General features: G+C 74.3%; 12 protein-coding genes. 7 read left to right on the top strand and 5 right to left on the bottom strand.

Features of this window, described 5'->3' with window-relative positions; translation table 11 throughout:
• The first annotated feature begins 34 nt into the window (after positions 1-34).
• From M4J07_RS07980 to M4J07_RS07950, 7 genes are read left to right on the top strand one after another with little or no spacing between them, the layout of a single operon-like run.
• Positions 35-799 (top strand): SDR family NAD(P)-dependent oxidoreductase, encoded by a 765-nt coding sequence (locus M4J07_RS07980; RefSeq protein WP_255968871.1) that lies wholly within the window; start codon positions 35-37, stop codon positions 797-799.
• Positions 787-2,607 carry a heparinase II/III domain-containing protein gene (locus M4J07_RS07975; protein ID WP_255968869.1) on the top strand — a complete coding sequence of 607 codons (1,821 nt, stop codon included), beginning with the start codon at positions 787-789 and terminating at the stop codon, positions 2,605-2,607. Before M4J07_RS07980 ends, M4J07_RS07975 begins: the two co-directional genes overlap by 13 nt.
• A gap of 1 nt (position 2,608) precedes the next feature.
• On the top strand, positions 2,609-4,597 hold the full coding sequence (locus M4J07_RS07970) for a hypothetical protein (protein ID WP_255968867.1): 1,989 nt from the start codon (positions 2,609-2,611) through the stop codon (positions 4,595-4,597).
• Positions 4,594-5,214 carry a hypothetical protein gene (locus tag M4J07_RS07965; protein WP_255968865.1) on the top strand — a complete coding sequence of 207 codons (621 nt, stop codon included), beginning with the start codon at positions 4,594-4,596 and terminating at the stop codon, positions 5,212-5,214. Before M4J07_RS07970 ends, M4J07_RS07965 begins: the two co-directional genes overlap by 4 nt.
• On the top strand, positions 5,214-6,329 hold the full coding sequence (locus tag M4J07_RS07960; RefSeq protein ID WP_255968863.1) for a DUF1565 domain-containing protein: 1,116 nt from the start codon (positions 5,214-5,216) through the stop codon (positions 6,327-6,329). The genes M4J07_RS07965 and M4J07_RS07960 overlap by 1 nt, the downstream gene beginning before the upstream one ends.
• On the top strand, positions 6,326-8,707 hold the full coding sequence (locus tag M4J07_RS07955) for a polysaccharide lyase 8 family protein (RefSeq protein ID WP_255968861.1): 2,382 nt from the start codon (positions 6,326-6,328) through the stop codon (positions 8,705-8,707). Before M4J07_RS07960 ends, M4J07_RS07955 begins: the two co-directional genes overlap by 4 nt.
• 2 nt (positions 8,708-8,709) lie before the next feature.
• Positions 8,710-9,684, top strand: coding sequence for an acetylxylan esterase (locus tag M4J07_RS07950; RefSeq protein ID WP_305127428.1), 975 nt, complete (start codon positions 8,710-8,712; stop codon positions 9,682-9,684).
• A 14-nt stretch (positions 9,685-9,698) separates the two neighbouring features.
• Here the strand turns inward: M4J07_RS07950 and M4J07_RS07945 are convergent, their stop codons facing one another.
• The 5 genes from M4J07_RS07945 to M4J07_RS07925 form a co-directional block, all read right to left on the bottom strand.
• Positions 9,699-11,240, bottom strand: coding sequence for a phytoene desaturase family protein (locus tag M4J07_RS07945; protein ID WP_255968859.1), 1,542 nt, complete (start codon positions 11,238-11,240; stop codon positions 9,699-9,701).
• A 130-nt stretch (positions 11,241-11,370) separates the two neighbouring features.
• Positions 11,371-13,638 (bottom strand): serine/threonine-protein kinase, encoded by a 2,268-nt coding sequence (locus tag M4J07_RS07940; protein WP_255968858.1) that lies wholly within the window; start codon positions 13,636-13,638, stop codon positions 11,371-11,373.
• A 51-nt stretch (positions 13,639-13,689) separates the two neighbouring features.
• On the bottom strand, positions 13,690-14,556 hold the full coding sequence (locus tag M4J07_RS07935) for an oxygenase MpaB family protein (protein WP_255968856.1): 867 nt from the start codon (positions 14,554-14,556) through the stop codon (positions 13,690-13,692).
• A gap of 104 nt (positions 14,557-14,660) precedes the next feature.
• Positions 14,661-15,464, bottom strand: coding sequence for a phosphatidate cytidylyltransferase (locus M4J07_RS07930; RefSeq protein ID WP_255968854.1), 804 nt, complete (start codon positions 15,462-15,464; stop codon positions 14,661-14,663).
• The gene (locus M4J07_RS07925; RefSeq protein WP_255968851.1) at positions 15,461-17,239 is read right to left on the bottom strand and encodes a histidinol-phosphate aminotransferase family protein; all 1,779 of its coding nucleotides are present in this window, start codon (positions 17,237-17,239) and stop codon (positions 15,461-15,463) included. Before M4J07_RS07925 ends, M4J07_RS07930 begins: the two co-directional genes overlap by 4 nt.
• Positions 17,240-17,469: the final 230 nt, after the last annotated feature.

Here is a 17,469-nt window from a genome sequence, read left to right as displayed (position 1 = left end):
CTCCTCGTTCGCTTCGTGAAAGGTCTTCCTCCGCATGTCCAGTGATCTCCAGGGTTCCCGTGCGCTCGTGACCGGCGCGGGTCACGGCATCGGCCGGGCCATCGCCGTCGCGCTCGCCGAGGCGGGCTGCGACGTCGCCGTGCACTACCGCAGCTCGGCCGACGAGGCCGGGCTCACGGTCGCCGCGATCGAGCAGCTGGGCCGGCGCGCCAAGGCGTTCCAGGCCGATGTCACCGTCACGGCGGAGGTGGACCGGCTCGTCGCGGAGGCCACCGGATTCCTCGGCGGGCTCGACGTCCTCGTGTGCAACGCGGGCCATCTGATCGGCCGGGCGACCGTCGCGGAGATGAGCGACGCCCACTTCGACCAGGTCGTCGACGCGAACCTGACCTCCACGTTCCGCACCTGCCGGGCCGCGCTGCCGCACCTGGCCGAGTCGTCCGCCGGGCGCATCGTCACCATGTCGTCGCTGGCCGCGCACAACGGCGGCGGCCCCGGCTCGGTGGCGTACGCCGCCGCGAAGGCCGGCATCCGCGGCTTCACCAAGGCGCTCGCCAAGGAGGTCGCGGCGTCGGGCGTGACGGTGAACGCGGTCGCGCCGGGCTTCATCAAGGGCACCGCGTTCCACGACACGTTCACGGCGCCCGAGGCGCAGGCGGCGATGGCCGCGGGCATCCCCGTCGGCCGGCCCGGCACGCCCGAGGACGTGGCGGCGTCCGTCGTCCACCTCGCCTCGCCCGCCGCCGGTTTCCTCACCGGTACGACGCTGGACATCGACGGTGGCGTATGGCCCCGGTGAACCGGATGATCCCGCGGGAGCGGGGCGGCTGGTGGCACGCGTTCGTGTGTCCCGCGCACGGTCTCGAACTGGATCACGGTGACGTGCTGTCCGGGGTGTTCCCCGAGGGCGGGGCGCTGTGCGCCCGCGGCTGCCGGGTGGACACCCCCGAGGTGCGGGGCGCGTGGACGGTCCTCTCCCATCAGGCGTGGGCGCGCCACATCCGGGTCCTGGCGCTGCGCGGCGAAGACGGCACGGACGGCACGGACGGCACGGACACAGAGGCGGTTCGGCTGCTTCTCGAATACGCGGACGTGTACCGGGAGTTGGCCGCCGAGGGGCACGAGGGCGCGCAGTCCTGGATGCTGCGCGGCCGCCTCTTCCACCAGGCGCTGACCGATGCGATCTGGGCGGTGAACGTCGGGCACGCGGTGTGGACGCTCGCGCTGCGCGGCGCGCCCGGCACCGAAGGGCTGCTGCCGCTGCTCGACGAGCTGGAGCGGGCCGCGCTGGAGTCCCGGCACGTCCTGGTCGACCGGGGCGATCTGGCGTCGAACTACACGACGTGGCTGACGGCGGCGGGCATCGCGACGGGCCGGGCCGCGGCCCTGGTGCGCGGGACGGAGTGGGACGGCGCCAAGCAGTGGCTCGACGGCCCGCACGGGCTGTACGCACAGCTGCGGGCGTGCGTCGGCGGCGACGGCTGGGAGTGGGAGGGCAGCACGTACTACCACGGGTTCGTGCTGCGGGCCGCGCTGCTCGCGCTGCGCGGCGTCGCCCCCGCCGACGTGCCGTCCGACGTGGCCCAGCGCCTGGCCGGCATGGTGGACGTCCTCGCGGCGATCGCCACGGACGGCGGGGTACTGCCCGCCCTCAACGATGGCCCCTACCTGCGCGCCCCACTCGCTCTCGAATGGCTCGAACTGTGCGCGCTGGCACAGGAGTTCACGCCGTCGCCGCGGCTCGACGCGGTCGCCCGGCGGGCGCGCGCCGAGGCGGGTGCGGCGGACGACGGGCTGGATCTGCTCGTGGCGGGGACGGGCTGGTTCGCCGGCCCGGCCCTGCCGGAGCGCCCGGCGCCCGCGCCGGTCACCGTGTTCGACGAGGCGGGATACGCGGTCGTACGGGCCGCGGGGGTGCAGGCCGTCCTCGCGTTCGGGCCGCACGGCGGTTCGCACGGCCACCGCGACAAGCTCGCTCTGTCGCTGTACGGGGCGGGCGCGTGCTGGCAGCCGGATCCGGGTGAAGTGCCGTACGCGCACGCCGAGTTCCGTGACCACTACGCCTCGACGGCCGCGCATCCGGCGTTCCGGGTGGACGGTGCCGAGCAGGCGGAGTGCGCGGGCCGGCTCCTGGCGCGGGACGCGACGTCGGTGACGGCCGAGGTGACGGACGCGTACCAGGGGGTGCGGGCGGTGCGCCGGGTCGAGGCGGGCGCCTGCCACCTCGTGGACGTGCTGACGGTGGTGGCCGGTGACGAGCGGCAGGTGACCGGCCAGCTGCGTCCGGGCGTCGCCCTCGACGTCCAGGTGCAGCCGGACGGAGCGGTCCGCACGACCTGGTACGGCGACGACGAGGTGCTGCACGGCTGGCACGCGGCGTCGGTCCCCGTGCGGCCGGTGACCCGTCCCGGGCCCGGTCCGGCCGACGACCCCCAACTGACGCGCAGCTGGGTCGACTTCACGGCGACGGCTGACCGGTTCGTGCTCGTCTCGGTGTACCAGAGCGCGGCCGAGGGCCCGGCGGTGACGGGCGTGCGGCTGGCCGGGGACGAGGTCGTGGTGGACCTGGCGGACGGCTCCCGGGCCGTGCACGGGACGGGGGTCTGACGTGCTGCTGTCCGCGACGCCGCCCGCCGGTCCCCGCCCCTACCAGGAGCGCCGGCTGCTCGACGAGGCGGTGCGGCACCGGGCGCTGGTGCCGCCGGCCCGGCACCCGATGGCCAGCATCACCTGGCTGGGTCCGGCCGCCGCGAACCCGGCGCTCGCGTACCGCGTCACCGGGGATCCGGCGCACCTGGCGGAGGCCGAGCGGTGGATCGCGGCGGCGGTCCGCTTCCCGCACTGGGGCCGCGCGCACATGCCCGACCACGACCTGGACGCGGGCTGGCTGCTGCACGGCCTCGGCCTCGCCCACCACTGGCTGGGCGACGCCCTCTCCCCCGACCTCGCGGACCTGCTGCGCTACAAACTCCTGGTCCAGGGGCGCCGGTTGTACGAGTTCGCGGTGGCCACCGAGGGCCGCTGGTGGTCGTCCTCGTACTGGCAGAACCACAACTGGATCTGTTACGCGGGTCTGGCCACGGCCGGATACGCGCTGGGCCGGGAGGAGTGGACGGAGCGCGCCAGGGACAACCTCGGGCGGGTGCTGGACGCGCTGCCCGCCGACGGCTCGCACGCGGAGGGCGTCGTCTACTGGCGGTACGGGGTGCCGTGGCTGGCGATCCACCTGGATCTGCTCCAGGAGCGCGAGGGCCTCGACTGGTGGGGCCGGGGCGGCTTCATGGAACACACCTTCGGCTTCCGGCTGCACCAGTCGGCGCCGGGTTTCGCCGAGCAGGCCGGCCACGGCGACTGCCACGACCGGCGCAGTGGCCACAGCGTCGCCCTGTACCGGCGGCTCGCCGCGCGGTTCGGGATCGGCGAGGCGCAGTGGCTCGCCGACCTCGTGGACCGTGAACTCTTCGACGGCGAGGCCGCGTTGAGCGGGGTGCGGCCGGGGATCCGGGCGGAGGCGTATCTGGAGTACCTGTGGCACGACCCGTCGGTGCCGCCGGTGGCACCCGGGCGCACGCACGCGTACTTCCCCGACCTGGGGCTGCTGACGGCCCGTACCGGCTGGGACGCGGCGGCGACGTTCGTGTCGTTCAAGGCGTCGCCGGGCGGCGGGCACCAGGCCTGGGAGACGTCGGCGAAGCACCGGTCGGAGCTCGGCCGGGAGACCCTCAACCAGGGGCACCACCACCCGGACTCCGGCTCCTTCGTCCTCACCTCCCAGGGCGCCTTCCTCGCCGTGGACGAGGGCTACAGCAACCGCAAGCGGGCCGCACACCACAACCTGCTCCTGGTCGACGGCCGGGGCTTCGCGGGCGAGGACCGCTACCACGTGTACGAGGGGCTGCCGTTCGAGCAGCAGGCCCGGATGCGGGACGTGCTGGCGGACGGCGGCTGGGCGCACGGCACCGCGGAGATCGGCGCGATGTACCCGGCCGAGCTCGACGTGCGACGCCTGGACCGCACCCTGGTCTGCACCCCGTCGGGGCGGCTCGTGCTGTCCGACGACGCCGAGGCCGGGGCGCCGCGCTCCTGGACGTTCCTGTTGCAGACGGACGCGCCGACCACCGTCGGACCGGCGGACGGCCGGGACCGGCTGATCCGCTCGGGCGACGCCCGCGCGTGGCTGCGCCGCCTCGCCCCCGACGACGCCGACGTCACCTCGGAGGAGACCCACGTGGCCGCCAACCCCACTTCCAGCACACCGGAGTTGAGCATCACGCACACCTTGCACACGCTGTCGGTGACGACCCCCGCCCGGGAACGCGCGGGCTTCCTGACGACGATCGAACCCGGGGCCGGGGCGGCGACGGCCCGCGCCGTGCCGCACGGCGTCGTCCTCGACACCCCGGACGGCACGGAGACGGTGCTGCTCTCCCCCGCCGACCACGCGATCCGTACCGCCGAGGTGACGGCGGACGCGGCGGCGGTGCTGCTCGCGCCGGGCCGCGCCCCGTACGTGGTGGCGGCCCGGCGGCTGGCCCTGTCCGGGCGGCCGGTCCGGGAGTGGGCCGAGCCGTACACCGGAGCGGTGGTGGAGCGATGACGCTGTCCTGGTCCGTCGCCGGGCGCGGCAGCGGTCGGGGCCGACTGCTGCGGGTGCTCGACTGGATCGCCCAACCGGCCGCCGCGGGCGCCGCGTTCGTCGTCATCGCGCTCGGGGTGGTCACCTGGCTGCCGGCGCTGGCCGCCCTCGCGCACACCCTTCAGCGCTGGCGCTCCGACGGGGACAACTGGTCCTTCACCGGGGTGTTCGGCGCGTTCCCCCGCTACTGGCGCGTCCTGTGGCGGCACAGTGCGCTGACGGCGGCGGCCGTGTCCGTGCTCGCCGCCAACTCGCTGTTCCTGACCGGCCGTTCGAGCCCGTACGCGTTCGTGCTGCTGGCCGCGCAGGCGGGTCTCGGGGCCGCTCTGTTCGTCCACTGCACCGCCTTCGCGGCGCACGCGGGCCTCGCCCCCGACGAACCGCCCGCCGAGTGGCACCGGCGGGCGCTCGCCCTGGCCTTCGCCTCGCCCGCCCGCGGCACCGCCCTGCTCGGCGCCGCGGTCTCCGCGGTCGTCCTGACCCTGCCCATCCCGCTCGGCCCGCTGCTGTTCGGTCCGAGCGTGCCCGTCCTGCTCGCCCTGCACCTCGCCGCACCGCAACCAGAGAGGACCACCTGATGTCGCACCTGCCGAAGCCGCCGAGACTGCCGAGACCGTCCGCGCGCGCCCTGTACGCGCTGGCCCTCGGCGCCTGCGCCGCCCTGGCCCTGCCCGCCGCACCGGCGTCGGCCGCGTCCGCGTACTACGTCGCGCCGAGCGGCAGCGACGGCAACGCCGGCACGTCGTCGGGCGCGCCGTTCGCCACCATCCAGCACGCGCTGGACGTGGCGCCGGAGGGCGCCGTCGTCCACCTGGCGTCGGGCACCTACCGGCAGGACGTCGTGACGCGCCGCGAGAACGTCACCCTCACCGGTCCGTCGACCGCCGTGGTCAAGGGCGCGGGCAACGCCCGCATCGTGCAGGTGCAGCACGACGGCACCGTGCTCGACGGGTTCACCGTGGACGGCCTGTTCGGCTCGTCGAGCGACGTGGCCGGCTACCGTCTCAAGCTCGTCTACGTCATGAGCACCACCCCGGGCAACGGCGTGAACGCCCTGAGCATCACGGACATGACGCTCAAGAACGCGGCCGACGAGTGCCTGCGGCTGCGCTATCTGATCACCGGCGCCGACGTGTCGGGCAACACGATCAGCGACTGCGGCGTCGCCGACTTCAAGTTCGGCGGGGGCGGCAAGAACGGCGAGGGCATCTACCTCGGCACGGCCCCCGAGCAGCAGGGCGCGAACGGCGCACCGGACGCGGCCCCCGACGTCAGCAAGAACAACCGCATCCACCACAACACGATCGCCACGCGCGGCAACGAGTGCGTCGACGTGAAGGAGAACTCCACCCACAACTACGTGGAGTACAACGACTGTTCGCAGCAGCGTGACGCCAGCTCCGGTGGTCTCGACGCGCGCGGCAGCGGCAACATCTTCCGGTACAACACCCTGCACGACAACACGGGCGCGGGCGTCCGGCTCGGCGGCGACACGGCCACCGACGGCATCGACACCGAGGTCTACGGCAACACGATCACCGACAACGCGGGCGGCGGCATCAAGGTCATGCGCACGCCGCAGGGGCAGGTGTGCAGCAACACGATGAGCGGCAACACCGGCGGGAACTCCGTGGGCACCTACGGCGCCGACTACGACCCGACGGCCCTCTGCTCGGCCGGGGCCGCGTCATGACCACCACCCGCCGCACCGTGCTGGCCGGCACCGGCGCCACCCTCGCCGCGCTCGCCCTGCCCACGCCGCTGCTGAGCGCGGCGCACGCCGCCGGCGCCGACGACACGACGCTGCTGCGCACCCGCTGGCACACCCTGCTCACCGGCGGACCGGGGCTCGACACGGCCGAGCCGCGGATCGCCGCCGCGATCGCCCGGATCGACCGGGCGGCGACGAGTGCCCTGAAGGGACTCGACCCGTCCCGCACCGACGGCCTGTGGCCGGATCTGACCAGCACCGCGATCTCGAACCACGTCACCACGTCGTTCAAGCGGCTCGCCACCGCCGCCACCGCGTGGGCCGTGCCCGGCACGACGCGGTACGGCGATCCGGCCCTCGCCGAGCTGCTCGGCCGGGGCGTCGACTGGATGCTGGAGAACCGCTACGGCCCCGGCCACGTCCGCTTCGACAACGACTGGGACTGGGAGATCGGCTGCGCCCTGGCCCTGAACGACACGGCCGTGCTGCTGCACGACGCGCTCGGCGCCGACCGGCTGACCCGGGTCAACGACGCCGTGCGCCACTACACGCCCGACCCGAACCTGTGGCGGGCGGACCGGCAGATCGCCACCGGCGCCAACCGCGTCTGGATCTGCACGGTCGTCGCGGTCAACGCGGTCCTGCGCGGCGACGGCAGCGACCTGGCGCGGGTACGGGACGCCCTGTCCGACGTGGACGGCGGCGGTGCGAACAGCGTGCTCGCGTTCCAGGACGCCGGTGCGGGCACCGGCGAGGGCTTCTACTCCGACGGTTCCTTCCTCCAGCACTACAAGCACCCCTACAACGGCGGCTACGGGAAGGAGCTGCTGGGCAATCTGTCGCGGCTCCTGAACCTGCTCGACGGCACCTCCTGGGAACTCACCGACCCGGACGTCGCGAACGTGCGGCACTGGGTGACGGACGGCTTCGAGCCGCTCATCGCCCGCGGCGACGTGCAGCACGGAGTGTGCGGCCGGGAGATCGCCCGCTCCAGCAAGCAGGGCCACGTCGCGGCGCAGACCGTGATCGAGGCGGTGCTGCGGCTGCTGCCGGGGCTGACCGGCGCGGACGCCGACCGGTTCGCGGCGCTGGTCAAGCAGTGGATCACCGAGGACACGTACCGCGACTTCCTCGACGTCACCGACCTGGCCTCGCTCGTGGCCGCGCAGCGTCTGCTCGCCTCCGCCACGAAGCCGCGCGGCACACTGGTGACGCACCGCCAGTTCCCGCGCATGGACAAGGCGATGCACCACCGTCCCGGCTTCACGCTCGGCATCTCCGCCTGCTCCACGCGCATCTACAACTACGAGTCCATCCAGAACGAGAACCTGCACGGCTGGCACCTGTCCGACGGCATGGTCCTGCTGTACGACGACGACCTCGGCCACTACAGCGAGGACTACTGGCCGACCGTGGACCCGCTGCGGCTTGCCGGTACCACGGTCGTCGCGCAGCGCCCCGCCGACGCCGCGGGCCAGCGCACCACGAGCACCGCCGACTGGGCGGGCGGGGCGGCGCTGCCCGGCACGACGCTCGGCGCGTACGGGCAGGACCTGCGGGCGTTCGGGAGCGATCTCAGGGTGCTCAAGAGCTGGTTCTGCCTGGACGACGTGATCGTGCACGTCGGCTCGGGGATCACGGCCGGCGCCGGACCGGTCGAGACGATCGTCGAGAACCGCAAACTCCGCGACGCCGCGGCCGAGTTGACCGTGGACGGGGTCCTCGCACCGTCCGGCGCGGACTGGACCGCCGGGTACGAGAACGTGCGCGGCGTGCACCTCGCGGGGACCGGCGGCTACGTCTTCCCGAACCCGACGGCGCTGCGGGCCCTGCGCGAGCAGCGCACCGCGACCTGGCGGGACATCAACATCAAGTACGGCACGGACACCCCGGTCACGCGCCCCTACCTCACGCTGTGGCAGGACCACGGCACGGCGCCCTCGGACGCGGGCTACTGCTGGCTGCAGCTGCCGGGCGCCTCGGCCGAGCGGACCGCGCAGGTGGCGCTCGCGCCGCCGGTGAGCACGGTGGCCGCGTCGACGGCCGTGCACGCGGTGCGGCGCGCGGCCGACGGGCTGCTCGCCGCGAACTTCTGGGCGGCCGGGCAGGCGGGTGAGCTCACCTCCGACGGCCCGGCCGCCGTCCTCGTGCGGCCGCGCGACGGTCAGGTCGAGGTGGCGGTGAGCGATCCGACCCAGCTGCGGGACCGGGTGGTCCTCGATCTCGACCTGCGCGGCTACCGGGTGCGGCGGGCCGACCGGGGCGTCGCCGTCGCCCGCGGCCGGTCCGGCACCCGGATCACCGTCGACACCGCCGGCCTGCACGGCGCGACCGTCTCCCTGACCCTCTCGAGGAGTTGACCTTGCTGTTCGACATGCCGCTCGACCGGCTGCGGGAGTACCGTCCCGCGCCGGAGGAGCCCGCGGACTTCGACGCGTTCTGGCGCAAGACGCTCGACGACACCGCCCGTCATCCGGTGGACGCCCGCTTCGTGCCGTACGAGGCGGGCCTGGCGACCGTGGACGTGTTCGACGTGACGTTCAACGGGTGGGGCGGCCAGCCCGTGAAGGCGTGGCTGCTGCTGCCGCGCGGACGGACCGGGCCACTGCCCGCGGTCGTCCAGTACATCGGCTACAACGGCGGCCGGGGCATCCCGTACTCCTGGCTGACCTGGAGCGCCCTCGGCCACGCCCATCTGATCATGGACAACCGTGGCCAGGGCGGTGGCGGCAAGAACACCGCCGACACCCCCGACGTCGCACCCGAGGGCCACGGCTCGTCGTCGCCCGGCTTCCTGACCCGCGGCATCGAGGACCCGCACCGGCACTACTACCGGCGGCTGATCACCGACGCGGTCCGGGCCGTCGACGCGGTCCGGGAGCACGAGGACGTCGACGCCACCCGCGTCGCGGTCCTCGGCGGCAGCCAGGGCGGCGGTCTGGCGCTCGCCGTGTCCGGGCTGCGCGACGACGTGGCGGCGACGGTCGCCGACGTGCCGTTCCTGTGCCACTACCGGCGGGCCTCGCAGATCACGGACAGCGGCCCGTACGCGGAGATCGCCCGCTTCCTGTCGGGGCACCGGTTCGGCATCGAGGCGGCGATGGAGACCCTCTCCTACTTCGACGGGGTCAACTTCGCGGCGCGGGCGACGAGTCCCGCCTGGTTCTCGGTCGGCCTGATGGACAAGATCTGTCCGTCCTCCACCGTCTTCGCCGCGTACCACCGCTACGCCGGGCCCGCCGCCATCGAGGTGTTCCCGTACAACGGGCACGAGGGCGGCGCCGAGTACGACCTGCCGCGGAAGATCGCCGCGCTGCGGGGCGTGTTCGGAACGTAGGCCAGGGCGCGGGGTCAGCGGCCGAGCACCGCCATCGCGGCGTTGTGCCCGGGAATGCCGCTGACCCCGCCGCCGCGTACCGCGCCCGCGCCGCACAGCAGCACGTTCGGATGCGCCGTCTCCACACCCCAACGGCCCGTGTCCTGCTGCCCGTACGGGAAGGCGAGCTCCCGGTGGAAGATGTTCCCGCCGGGCAGCCGCAGATCGCGCTCCAGGTCGAGCGGGGTCTTCGCCTCGATGCAGGGGCGGCCGTCGGCGTCCTCGGCGAGGCAGTCCTCGATCGGCTCGGCGAGCTGTGCGTCCAGCTGGGCGAGGGTCGCCTTGAGGAGGCCGGCCCGCGCGGTGTCGTTGTCGGCGGTGAACAGCCGGGCCGGGGTGTGGAGACCGAAGAGGGTGAGGGTCTGGTAGCCGCGCTCGACGAGGTCGGGGGCGAGGATCGTCGGGTCGGTCAGGGAGTGGCAGTAGATCTCGGAGGGCGGGGCGCTGGGCAGGGCGCCGGAGGCGGCCTCGGCGTAGGCGGTCGCCAACTGGCCGTATCCCTCGGCGACGTGGAAGGTTCCGGCGAATGCCTGGCGCGGGTCGACGGTGGTGTCCCGGAGGCGCGGCAGCCGCTTCAGCAGCATGTTGACCTTGAGCTGGGCGCCCTCGGCGGGCGACGGCGGCACCTCGTCGAGCAGCCGGGCCAGTTCCTGCGGCGAGGCGTTGACCAGGACGTGCCGGGCGGCGACCGTGTGCTCGCCGCCGTCCGTCCGGTAGGTCACCTCGGCGGCCCGGCCGTCCGTCTCGATCCGGGTCGCCTCGCATCCGGTGCGCAGGTCGGCGCGCGCCGCGCGGGCCGCCGCGGCGAGCGCGTCGGTCAGGGCGCCCATGCCGCCGACGGGTACGTCCCAGTCGCCGGTGCCGTTGCCGATCACGTGGTAGAGGAAGCAGCGGTTCTGGGCGAGCGTCGGGTCGTGGGCGTCGGCGAACGTGCCGATGAGCGCGTCGGTCAGGACGACGCCGCGCACCAGGTCGTCGCTGAAGGTCTCCTCGATGCCGACGCCGATGGGCTGCTCGAACAGCAGCCGCCACGCCGCGTCGTCGCCGACCCTCTCGCGCAGGGCGTCGCGGGTGGGCAGCGGCTCGGTGAGCGTCGGGAAGACCCGCTCGGCGACCTGCCGGGTCGTCTCGTAGAAGCGGGTCCACGCCGCGTACTCGCGGTCCGAGCCGGTCAGCCGGGCGAAGGAGTCGCGGGTGGCGTCCTCCCCGCCGCCGACGAGCAGTCCGGTGGGCCGGCCGTCGCGCAGGGTCGGGGTGTACGAGGACACGGTGCGCTGCCGCACCGCGAAGTCGAGCCCCAGGTCCCGGACGATCTTGTGGGGCAGCAGGCTGACCAGGTACGAGTAGCGGCTGAGGCGGGCGTCCACGCCCGTGAACGGGCGGGTCGAGACGGCGGCTCCGCCGGTGCTGCCCAGTCTTTCGAGCACGGTGACGGTGTGGCCCGCACGGGCGAGGTAGGCGGCGGCCACCAGTCCGTTGTGGCCGCCGCCGATGACTACTACGTCGCGGGACTGCACGTTTCGGCCTCCTCGATCGGGCGTCGCCGCCCGTGCGCCGTGGCTGGTTGCTTGATCGTAGGCGAGTGCGGCTCCGCTGTGGCTGATCGCGCGGTTCCCCGCGCCCCTCGGTTACCCGGCCCCCACGAGCTCAGCCACGCTGCCGCAGAGCCGCGACACGACGGTACAACTGGACCGCCTCCGTCCCACGGCCCAGCTGTTCCAGACAGTGCGCCTCGTCGTTGCGGCTGGCCAGCGTGTCCGGATGGGCCTCACCGAGCACCCGCTCCCGGGCGACGGCCACCGTGCGGTACTCGGTCAGCGCGTCCTGCCAGCGGCCGAGCCAGCCGAGCCCGACGGCGACCTCGCGGTGGCTGATCAGCGTGTCGGGATGGTCGGGGCCGAGTACCCGCTCGCGGATCGCGCAGACGTCGCGGGCCTCGGCGAGTGCCTCCTCCCAGCGGGCCATGCGGCCGAGGTTGACGCCGAGTCCGTGCCGGGCGCGCAGCGTCTCCGGGTCGTTGGGCCCGCTGACCCGGGTGCGGTCGTCGATCAGGTCGCGGTAGAGGGTGAGCGCCTCGGCGCTGCGGCCGAGGCGGCCGAGGCTGATGCCGACCTCGTAGCGGGCGGCCAGGGTGTCCGGGTGGTCGGCGCCCAGCGCGTGGGCACGGGCCTCCGCCACCTCCCGGTAGCTGCGCAGCGCCTCGCCCCAGCGCCCCAACTGGCCCAGTGTGTAACCGACTTCGCAGCGGGTCACCAAGGTGTCGGGGTGATCGGGACCGAGGACGCGGGCCCGGGCGTCGGCGACCTCGCTCGCCATCCGGAAGGAGTCCTCCAGGCGGCCGAGGCGGCTCAGGTTGAAGGCGAGGTTGTGGCGGCAGCGCAGGGTGTCCGGGTGGTCGGGCCCCATGGCGCGCTCACGGGCGGCGAGGACCGACGTGTACGCCTGGTGCGCGTCGAAGTGGCGGCCCAGTTTACCGAGGACGTACGCCACTTCCTGGCGCGCCCCGAGCGTCTCGGGATGCTCGGCGCCCAGCACCCGCTCCCGGCCGGTCACGACCCGCCGGTACTCGCGCAGCGCGTCGGCGGCGCGCCCGGTGCGGCTCAGACAGAAGGCGACCTCGTAGCGGCTGGCGAGGGTGTCGGGGTGGTCGGGGCCGAGCGCGTGCTCGCGTTCGGCGGCGACGGCCCGGTGCACCTCGCCCGCCTCGGTCCAGCGGCCGAGCCGGCCCAGGCTGAGGCCCGCGTTGTGCCGGGAGACCAGGGTGGCGAGCAACTCCGGTGCGGGCGTGGGCCGTTCGACGGCGTCGGGAGGTGTCGCCGGGGTGCGTCCCGCGGGGCGCGGGATCCACTCGCCGGCGAGGCCCGAGGCGCCGTCCGGCGGGGTGGCGCGCAGCCCGGATCCGCCGGTCGCCTTGTGGCCCGTGGTCATGCCGCGCGTCCAGGACGGCAGCCGCGGCTCGCGGGAGGCGGGCTGCTCCCGCACCACCTGGGTACTGGTGCGCGGTTCGACCTGCGGGGCCCGCACCGTGGGCACGTAGGCACCGCGCCCGGACCGTCCCGCGGCGATCCGGCGGCCCAGCTCGCGGGCGTCGCGCGGCCGTTGCTCGGGGTCCTTGGCCAGCAGGTCGAGGATGATCCGGTCGACGTAGGCCGGCAGGTCGGGGCGGTGGTCGCGCGGGGCCCGCGGTGCGGTGTCGCGGTGCCCGACGAGCACGGCCCACGCGTCCGCCAGGTCGAACGGCGGTGCCCCGGTGGCGACTTCGTAGAGGACGCAGCCAAGCGAGTACAGGTCGCTGCGCTGGTCGACGTGGGTGCCGCCGATCTGCTCGGGCGACATGTAGTGCGGGGTGCCCATGGCGATGCCGGTGCCGGTGAGGCGGGCGGTGAAGCCGATGTCGTGGCCGAGCCGGGCGATGCCGAAGTCGCATATCTTCGCGGTGCCGTCGCCGAGCATCACGATGTTCGCGGGCTTCAGGTCCCGGTGCACGATGCCCTGTTCGTGGGTGTAGGCGAGGGCGGCGGCGACCTGCTCGGCCATGTCGACGATGTCGTCGACCGGCAGCGGGTGGTGCCGGTTCTCCTCCAGGAGCTGGCTGAGGTTCTTGCCCTCCAGGAGCTCCATCACCAGGTACAGGATGCCCTCGTACTCGCCGAAGTCGTGCACGACGGTGATCCCGCGGTGCTGTAACGCGGCGGCGACGCGGGCCTCTCTGCGGAAGCGCTCACGCAGGACCCGGGTGAAGGACTGGTCGCGCTGCGGCCCCAGCGGCTTGAGGCACTTGACTGCGACCTGTCGCCCGAGCGACTCGTCGCGGGCCCGCCACACCTCGCCCATGCCACCGCGGCCGATCTGGTCGAGCAGTCGGTACCGCCCGTGGATCAGCCTGATGTTCCCGGTGTCCCCCAACTCTGGCATGTCCCGCTGTCGCCCCCGTCGCCTAGCCGCTGCGCCCTCCCCGGACAGGACCTAGTCCAGTATGGCTACCCATCTGCCGACTTTGTACGGTGCGGGGCGGGTGTCGGGGCCGAGTCGCGCCATGGCGCGCAGGATGTGTTTCGGCGGGAGTTGCCAGCGGACACGGGCGGGGACGCACCGCAGTGCGGTGCCCGTGGCGCGCAGGCGGCGGGTGACCACTTCCGGGGCGGGCGCGGGTCGTCCGTACAGGTCGTGGGCGTACGAGGGCAGAGAGGCGTACGCCAGGTTCGCGACGCGCCGCCACAGTGCCGCGCGCGCCGGGACGAGCAGGGCGGGGGTGGGCGGCCGTTGCAGGAAGTCGTCGACCTCGCGCGCTTCGGGGCCGGCGGCGAGTTCGGGCCGCACCTCCTCGAAGTAGGCGGCCAACTCGGCCTGGCTGCCCGGCACTTCGGCTGGTTCGAGGCCGACGAGCCGGGCGCTGGTGCGGTGTTCGGCGACGTACCGGTCGGCCTGGGCCGCGGTGAGGCGGAAGCCGGAGCGGCGGGCGACGTGCAGGTACGAGTCGATCTCGGCGCAGTGCACCCACAGCAGAAGGTCCGGTTCGTCGACGCCGTAGCGCTCGCCGGTGTCGGGGTCGGTGGCCGTGAGGTGCCGGTGGATGGTGCGGACCCTGGCTCCGGCCTTCTCCGCGGCCTCCGTCGTCCCGTACGTGGTCGTGCCGACGAAGCTCGCCGTACGCATGAGGCGGCCCCACGCGTCGCGCCGGAAGTCGGAGTTCTGGATGACGCCGCGGACGGCGCGCGGGTGCAGCGCCTGGAAGTACAGGGCGCGGACGCCCGCGACCCACATCATCGGGTCGGCGTGCATCTGCCAGGTCACCGAGTCGGGGCCGAAGAGTCCCGGGTCCGCTTCGCGCATGCCGCACCTCCTGACCGCAGGGTACGGACCCGGCCTGGGTCACGCGACAACCGCGACCACACGGTGACCTGCCGCACCGGTTGTGCACGACCGGAGCCGTCGCCTCAGCTCAGGACGAGGACCACCGCCAGGGCGACGAGCAGCGAGTCGATCCGGTCGAGCAGGCCGCCGGAGCCGGGCAGCCAGGACGCGGCGTCCTTGACCCGCGCACCCCGTTTGACCATGGATTCGAGGAGGTCGCCTGCCGGGCCGCCGACCGCCACGGCGAGGGCGGTGGGCCAGCTCAGCGCGGAGAGGGCGGCGAGCACGCCGATGCCGGTGACGGCACCGGCCAGGGTGCCGCTCCAGCGTTTGGCCGGGGACAGCGGCGAGAGGTGCGGGCCGCCGAGCCGGGGCCCGGCGAAGTACGCGGTGATGTCGGCGACGGAGACCGCCACGAACAGTGCGAGCGCGCTCGCCCCGAGCGGTACGAGCGCGGCCAGGACGCTCAGCCAGGCGAGTCCGAGCAGTCCGGCGCCGAGCCGGTGCAGTCCCCCGTCGGCGTCGCCGGCCAGCAGCGGGACGGCGGCCACCGCGAGCGCGCCGACCGCGACGACCCGCAGGACCTGGTCCGGCGCGAGCCAGGCAGCGGCGATCACCGCGGTGACGGCGGCGGCGAGGACGAGCCGGTCGGCCCGGCCGAGCCGCATGAGTCCGCCGAACTCGAGGACGGCGATCACCCCGGCCACGGCGGCGATCGCGGCGGCGCCCGGCCGGCCCCACCAGAACGCGGCGCTGACCAGGGGCACGCCGACGGCCCACGCACACCAGCGGACCATCAGCTCCCGGCGCCGGGACGCCGCCACCGCGACGCCGCCCGCCGCGAGTGCCCCGCCGAGGTAGGGCGCGAGGCCGGCGACCGTGGTCATCGGGCGGTTCCGGCGGCCAGGGATGCGGGCACGGGCGCGGTCCGGCGCGGCAGGAGCGGAAGCAGCACGTCGAGGGCGGCCTGGCAGGCGGTCACGATGCGGGCGTTCTCAGCGGTGTCCCGGACGGCGATCCGTACGGTCCGCCCCTGGTACTCGGGCGACAGCGGGGACAGGTCGCGCAGGTACACGCCGTGCCTGCGGCACTCGGCGACCAGGTGCGCGGCGCTCGGCCCGCCGGCCGGCAGGGTCAGGTTCAGGAAGTTCGCCACGCCTTCCTCGACCAGCACGCCTTCGCCCAGCTCGGCGAGGTCGGTGGCGAGCCGGCCGCGCAGGGCGTGGGTCCGCCGCCAGCGGTCGGTGTAGTACGCGGGGTCGCGCAGGGCGGCCACGGCGGCCAGTTGGGCGGGCAGTCCGACCGGCCAGGGCGGCGTCCAGCGGCGCAGGAGGTCCGTGGTGTCGGCGGTGGCGACGAGGTAGGCGGCCCGTGCGCCGGACAGCGCGTACATCTTGGAGAGCGAGGTGCAGACGGTCACGCGCGCATCGGTCGTGGCGAGTTCGGCGAGGGATTCGGCCGGGTCGACGTAGCCGAGGTAGGCCTCGTCGATCCACCAGCGGGTCGCGGCCGGGGCCGTGGCGATCACCTCGCGCAGGACGGCGGCCGGGGCGTGACGGCCCGTCGGGTTGTTGGGGTTGACCACGACGACGAGGTCGTAGTGGTGCCGTGCGACGGCCGCGGAGAGCCGGTCGGGGTCGATCCGCCAGTCCTCCTCGCGGCGCAGCCGGAACCGGTCCACGCGGCAGCCGACGACCTGCTCGGTGACGTGGGCGTACTCGCCGTATCCCGGGTCCATGAGCAGGACCCGGCTGCGCGCCGTGAGCCACTGCCCGAACGCCCGGAAGATCAGGTCGGAGGAGCCGGCGCCGACCGTGAGCGTCCCGGCGGGCAGTCCCCTGGCGGCGGCGATCTCCGCGACGAGGCCGTCGGCGTCGGTCGGCGGGGAGGTCCTGGCCATCCAGCCCGGGTCGTCGGCGAGCGCGGCGCGCACTCCGGGGGCCGGGTCGAACCAGGCGTCCAGCACGTCGGCGGCGACGATCTGCCGGCGCCGGTGCAGGCTGCGGAAGTCCGTGCCGACGGCGGTGAACGAGGCGCCGCCGTGCTCGCATCCGTCGGCGCGGGGTGCGAACGGCACGTCGAGGCGCCAGTCGACGGCCGCCCGCAGCCGGCCGAGGAGCGTGCGGTGCCGGTCGAGGGCCGTCCGGGTCACCTCGCGCACGTCACCCGTGAGGACCTCGAAGGTCACCGCGCCGCTGCGTACGGTCCGGCCCGCCGGGTGCAGTCCCGCGGCGAGGTACATGGCGAGGAGGTCGGTGCGGCCCATGGCCACCACGCGGCGGCCGCCGCGGGAAGCGATCCAGCGCAGTGCCGCGTACATCAGCAGCGGCGCGGCGGCGGTGGACCGCCAGCGGGGTTCGACGGTGAGGATGCGGACCTCGAACACGTCGGGCTCGGCGAGGAGCGGCAGTTCGTCGTGGGTCAGGTACTTGTCGAGTCCGTACCGGCCGGCCCAGGGCGGGGTCAGGCTCACGAAGCCGACCCGGTCCGTGCCGCGCGCCGCGACCAGATAGACGTTGTCCCCGTCGAGCCCGTCGCTCAGCCGTCCGGCCGCGGTGGGGGCGTGCTGGCCCAACTCCTCGGCGTACACCCGGTGCCGGAGCTCGTGGATCCAGTCCAGGTCCTCCGGGGTGGCGGCACGCAGCTGCAGGTGACGGCCCATGGCTCCCTCTTTCGGTGTGGCGCGTTGGCGTGGGGGGCGGTCCCATCCTCGGAAGGCCGGCGCGAGGGCGGCAGAGCCCCCGCACGCACGGCGTCTGAGTACGGGTACTCAGGCGCCGCGGCCGCTCGCCGTACTCCGCGCGCGGAGTGGCGGAACCCGGCGGCCCACCTGGTTCGTCCTGGAGGACGACGGTGCTGGGCGAGTGAACGGGACGACATGGGCGAGCGGGC

This window comes from Streptomyces longispororuber (genome assembly GCF_024448165.1).
GTDB lineage: Bacteria > Actinomycetota > Actinomycetes > Streptomycetales > Streptomycetaceae > Streptomyces > Streptomyces longispororuber_A.
The sequence above is the reverse complement of the archived record's forward strand: the minus strand, read 5'-3'. Positions and strand labels throughout refer to the sequence as shown.

What these genes read in the sequence shown, in the direction of transcription:
- M4J07_RS07940 (WP_255968858.1), bottom strand. Translation starts at nt 13,638, where the DNA reads ATGCCAGAGTTGGGGGACACCGGGAACATCAGGCTGATCCACGGGCGG.
- M4J07_RS07960 (WP_255968863.1), top strand. Translation starts at nt 5,214, where the DNA reads ATGTCGCACCTGCCGAAGCCGCCGAGACTGCCGAGACCGTCCGCGCGC.
- M4J07_RS07975 (WP_255968869.1), top strand. Translation starts at nt 787, where the DNA reads ATGGCCCCGGTGAACCGGATGATCCCGCGGGAGCGGGGCGGCTGGTGG.
- M4J07_RS07965 (WP_255968865.1), top strand. Translation starts at nt 4,594, where the DNA reads ATGACGCTGTCCTGGTCCGTCGCCGGGCGCGGCAGCGGTCGGGGCCGA.
- M4J07_RS07930 (WP_255968854.1), bottom strand. Translation starts at nt 15,464, where the DNA reads ATGACCACGGTCGCCGGCCTCGCGCCCTACCTCGGCGGGGCACTCGCG.
- M4J07_RS07935 (WP_255968856.1), bottom strand. Translation starts at nt 14,556, where the DNA reads ATGCGCGAAGCGGACCCGGGACTCTTCGGCCCCGACTCGGTGACCTGG.
- M4J07_RS07980 (WP_255968871.1), top strand. Translation starts at nt 35, where the DNA reads ATGTCCAGTGATCTCCAGGGTTCCCGTGCGCTCGTGACCGGCGCGGGT.
- M4J07_RS07955 (WP_255968861.1), top strand. Translation starts at nt 6,326, where the DNA reads ATGACCACCACCCGCCGCACCGTGCTGGCCGGCACCGGCGCCACCCTC.
- M4J07_RS07925 (WP_255968851.1), bottom strand. Translation starts at nt 17,239, where the DNA reads ATGGGCCGTCACCTGCAGCTGCGTGCCGCCACCCCGGAGGACCTGGAC.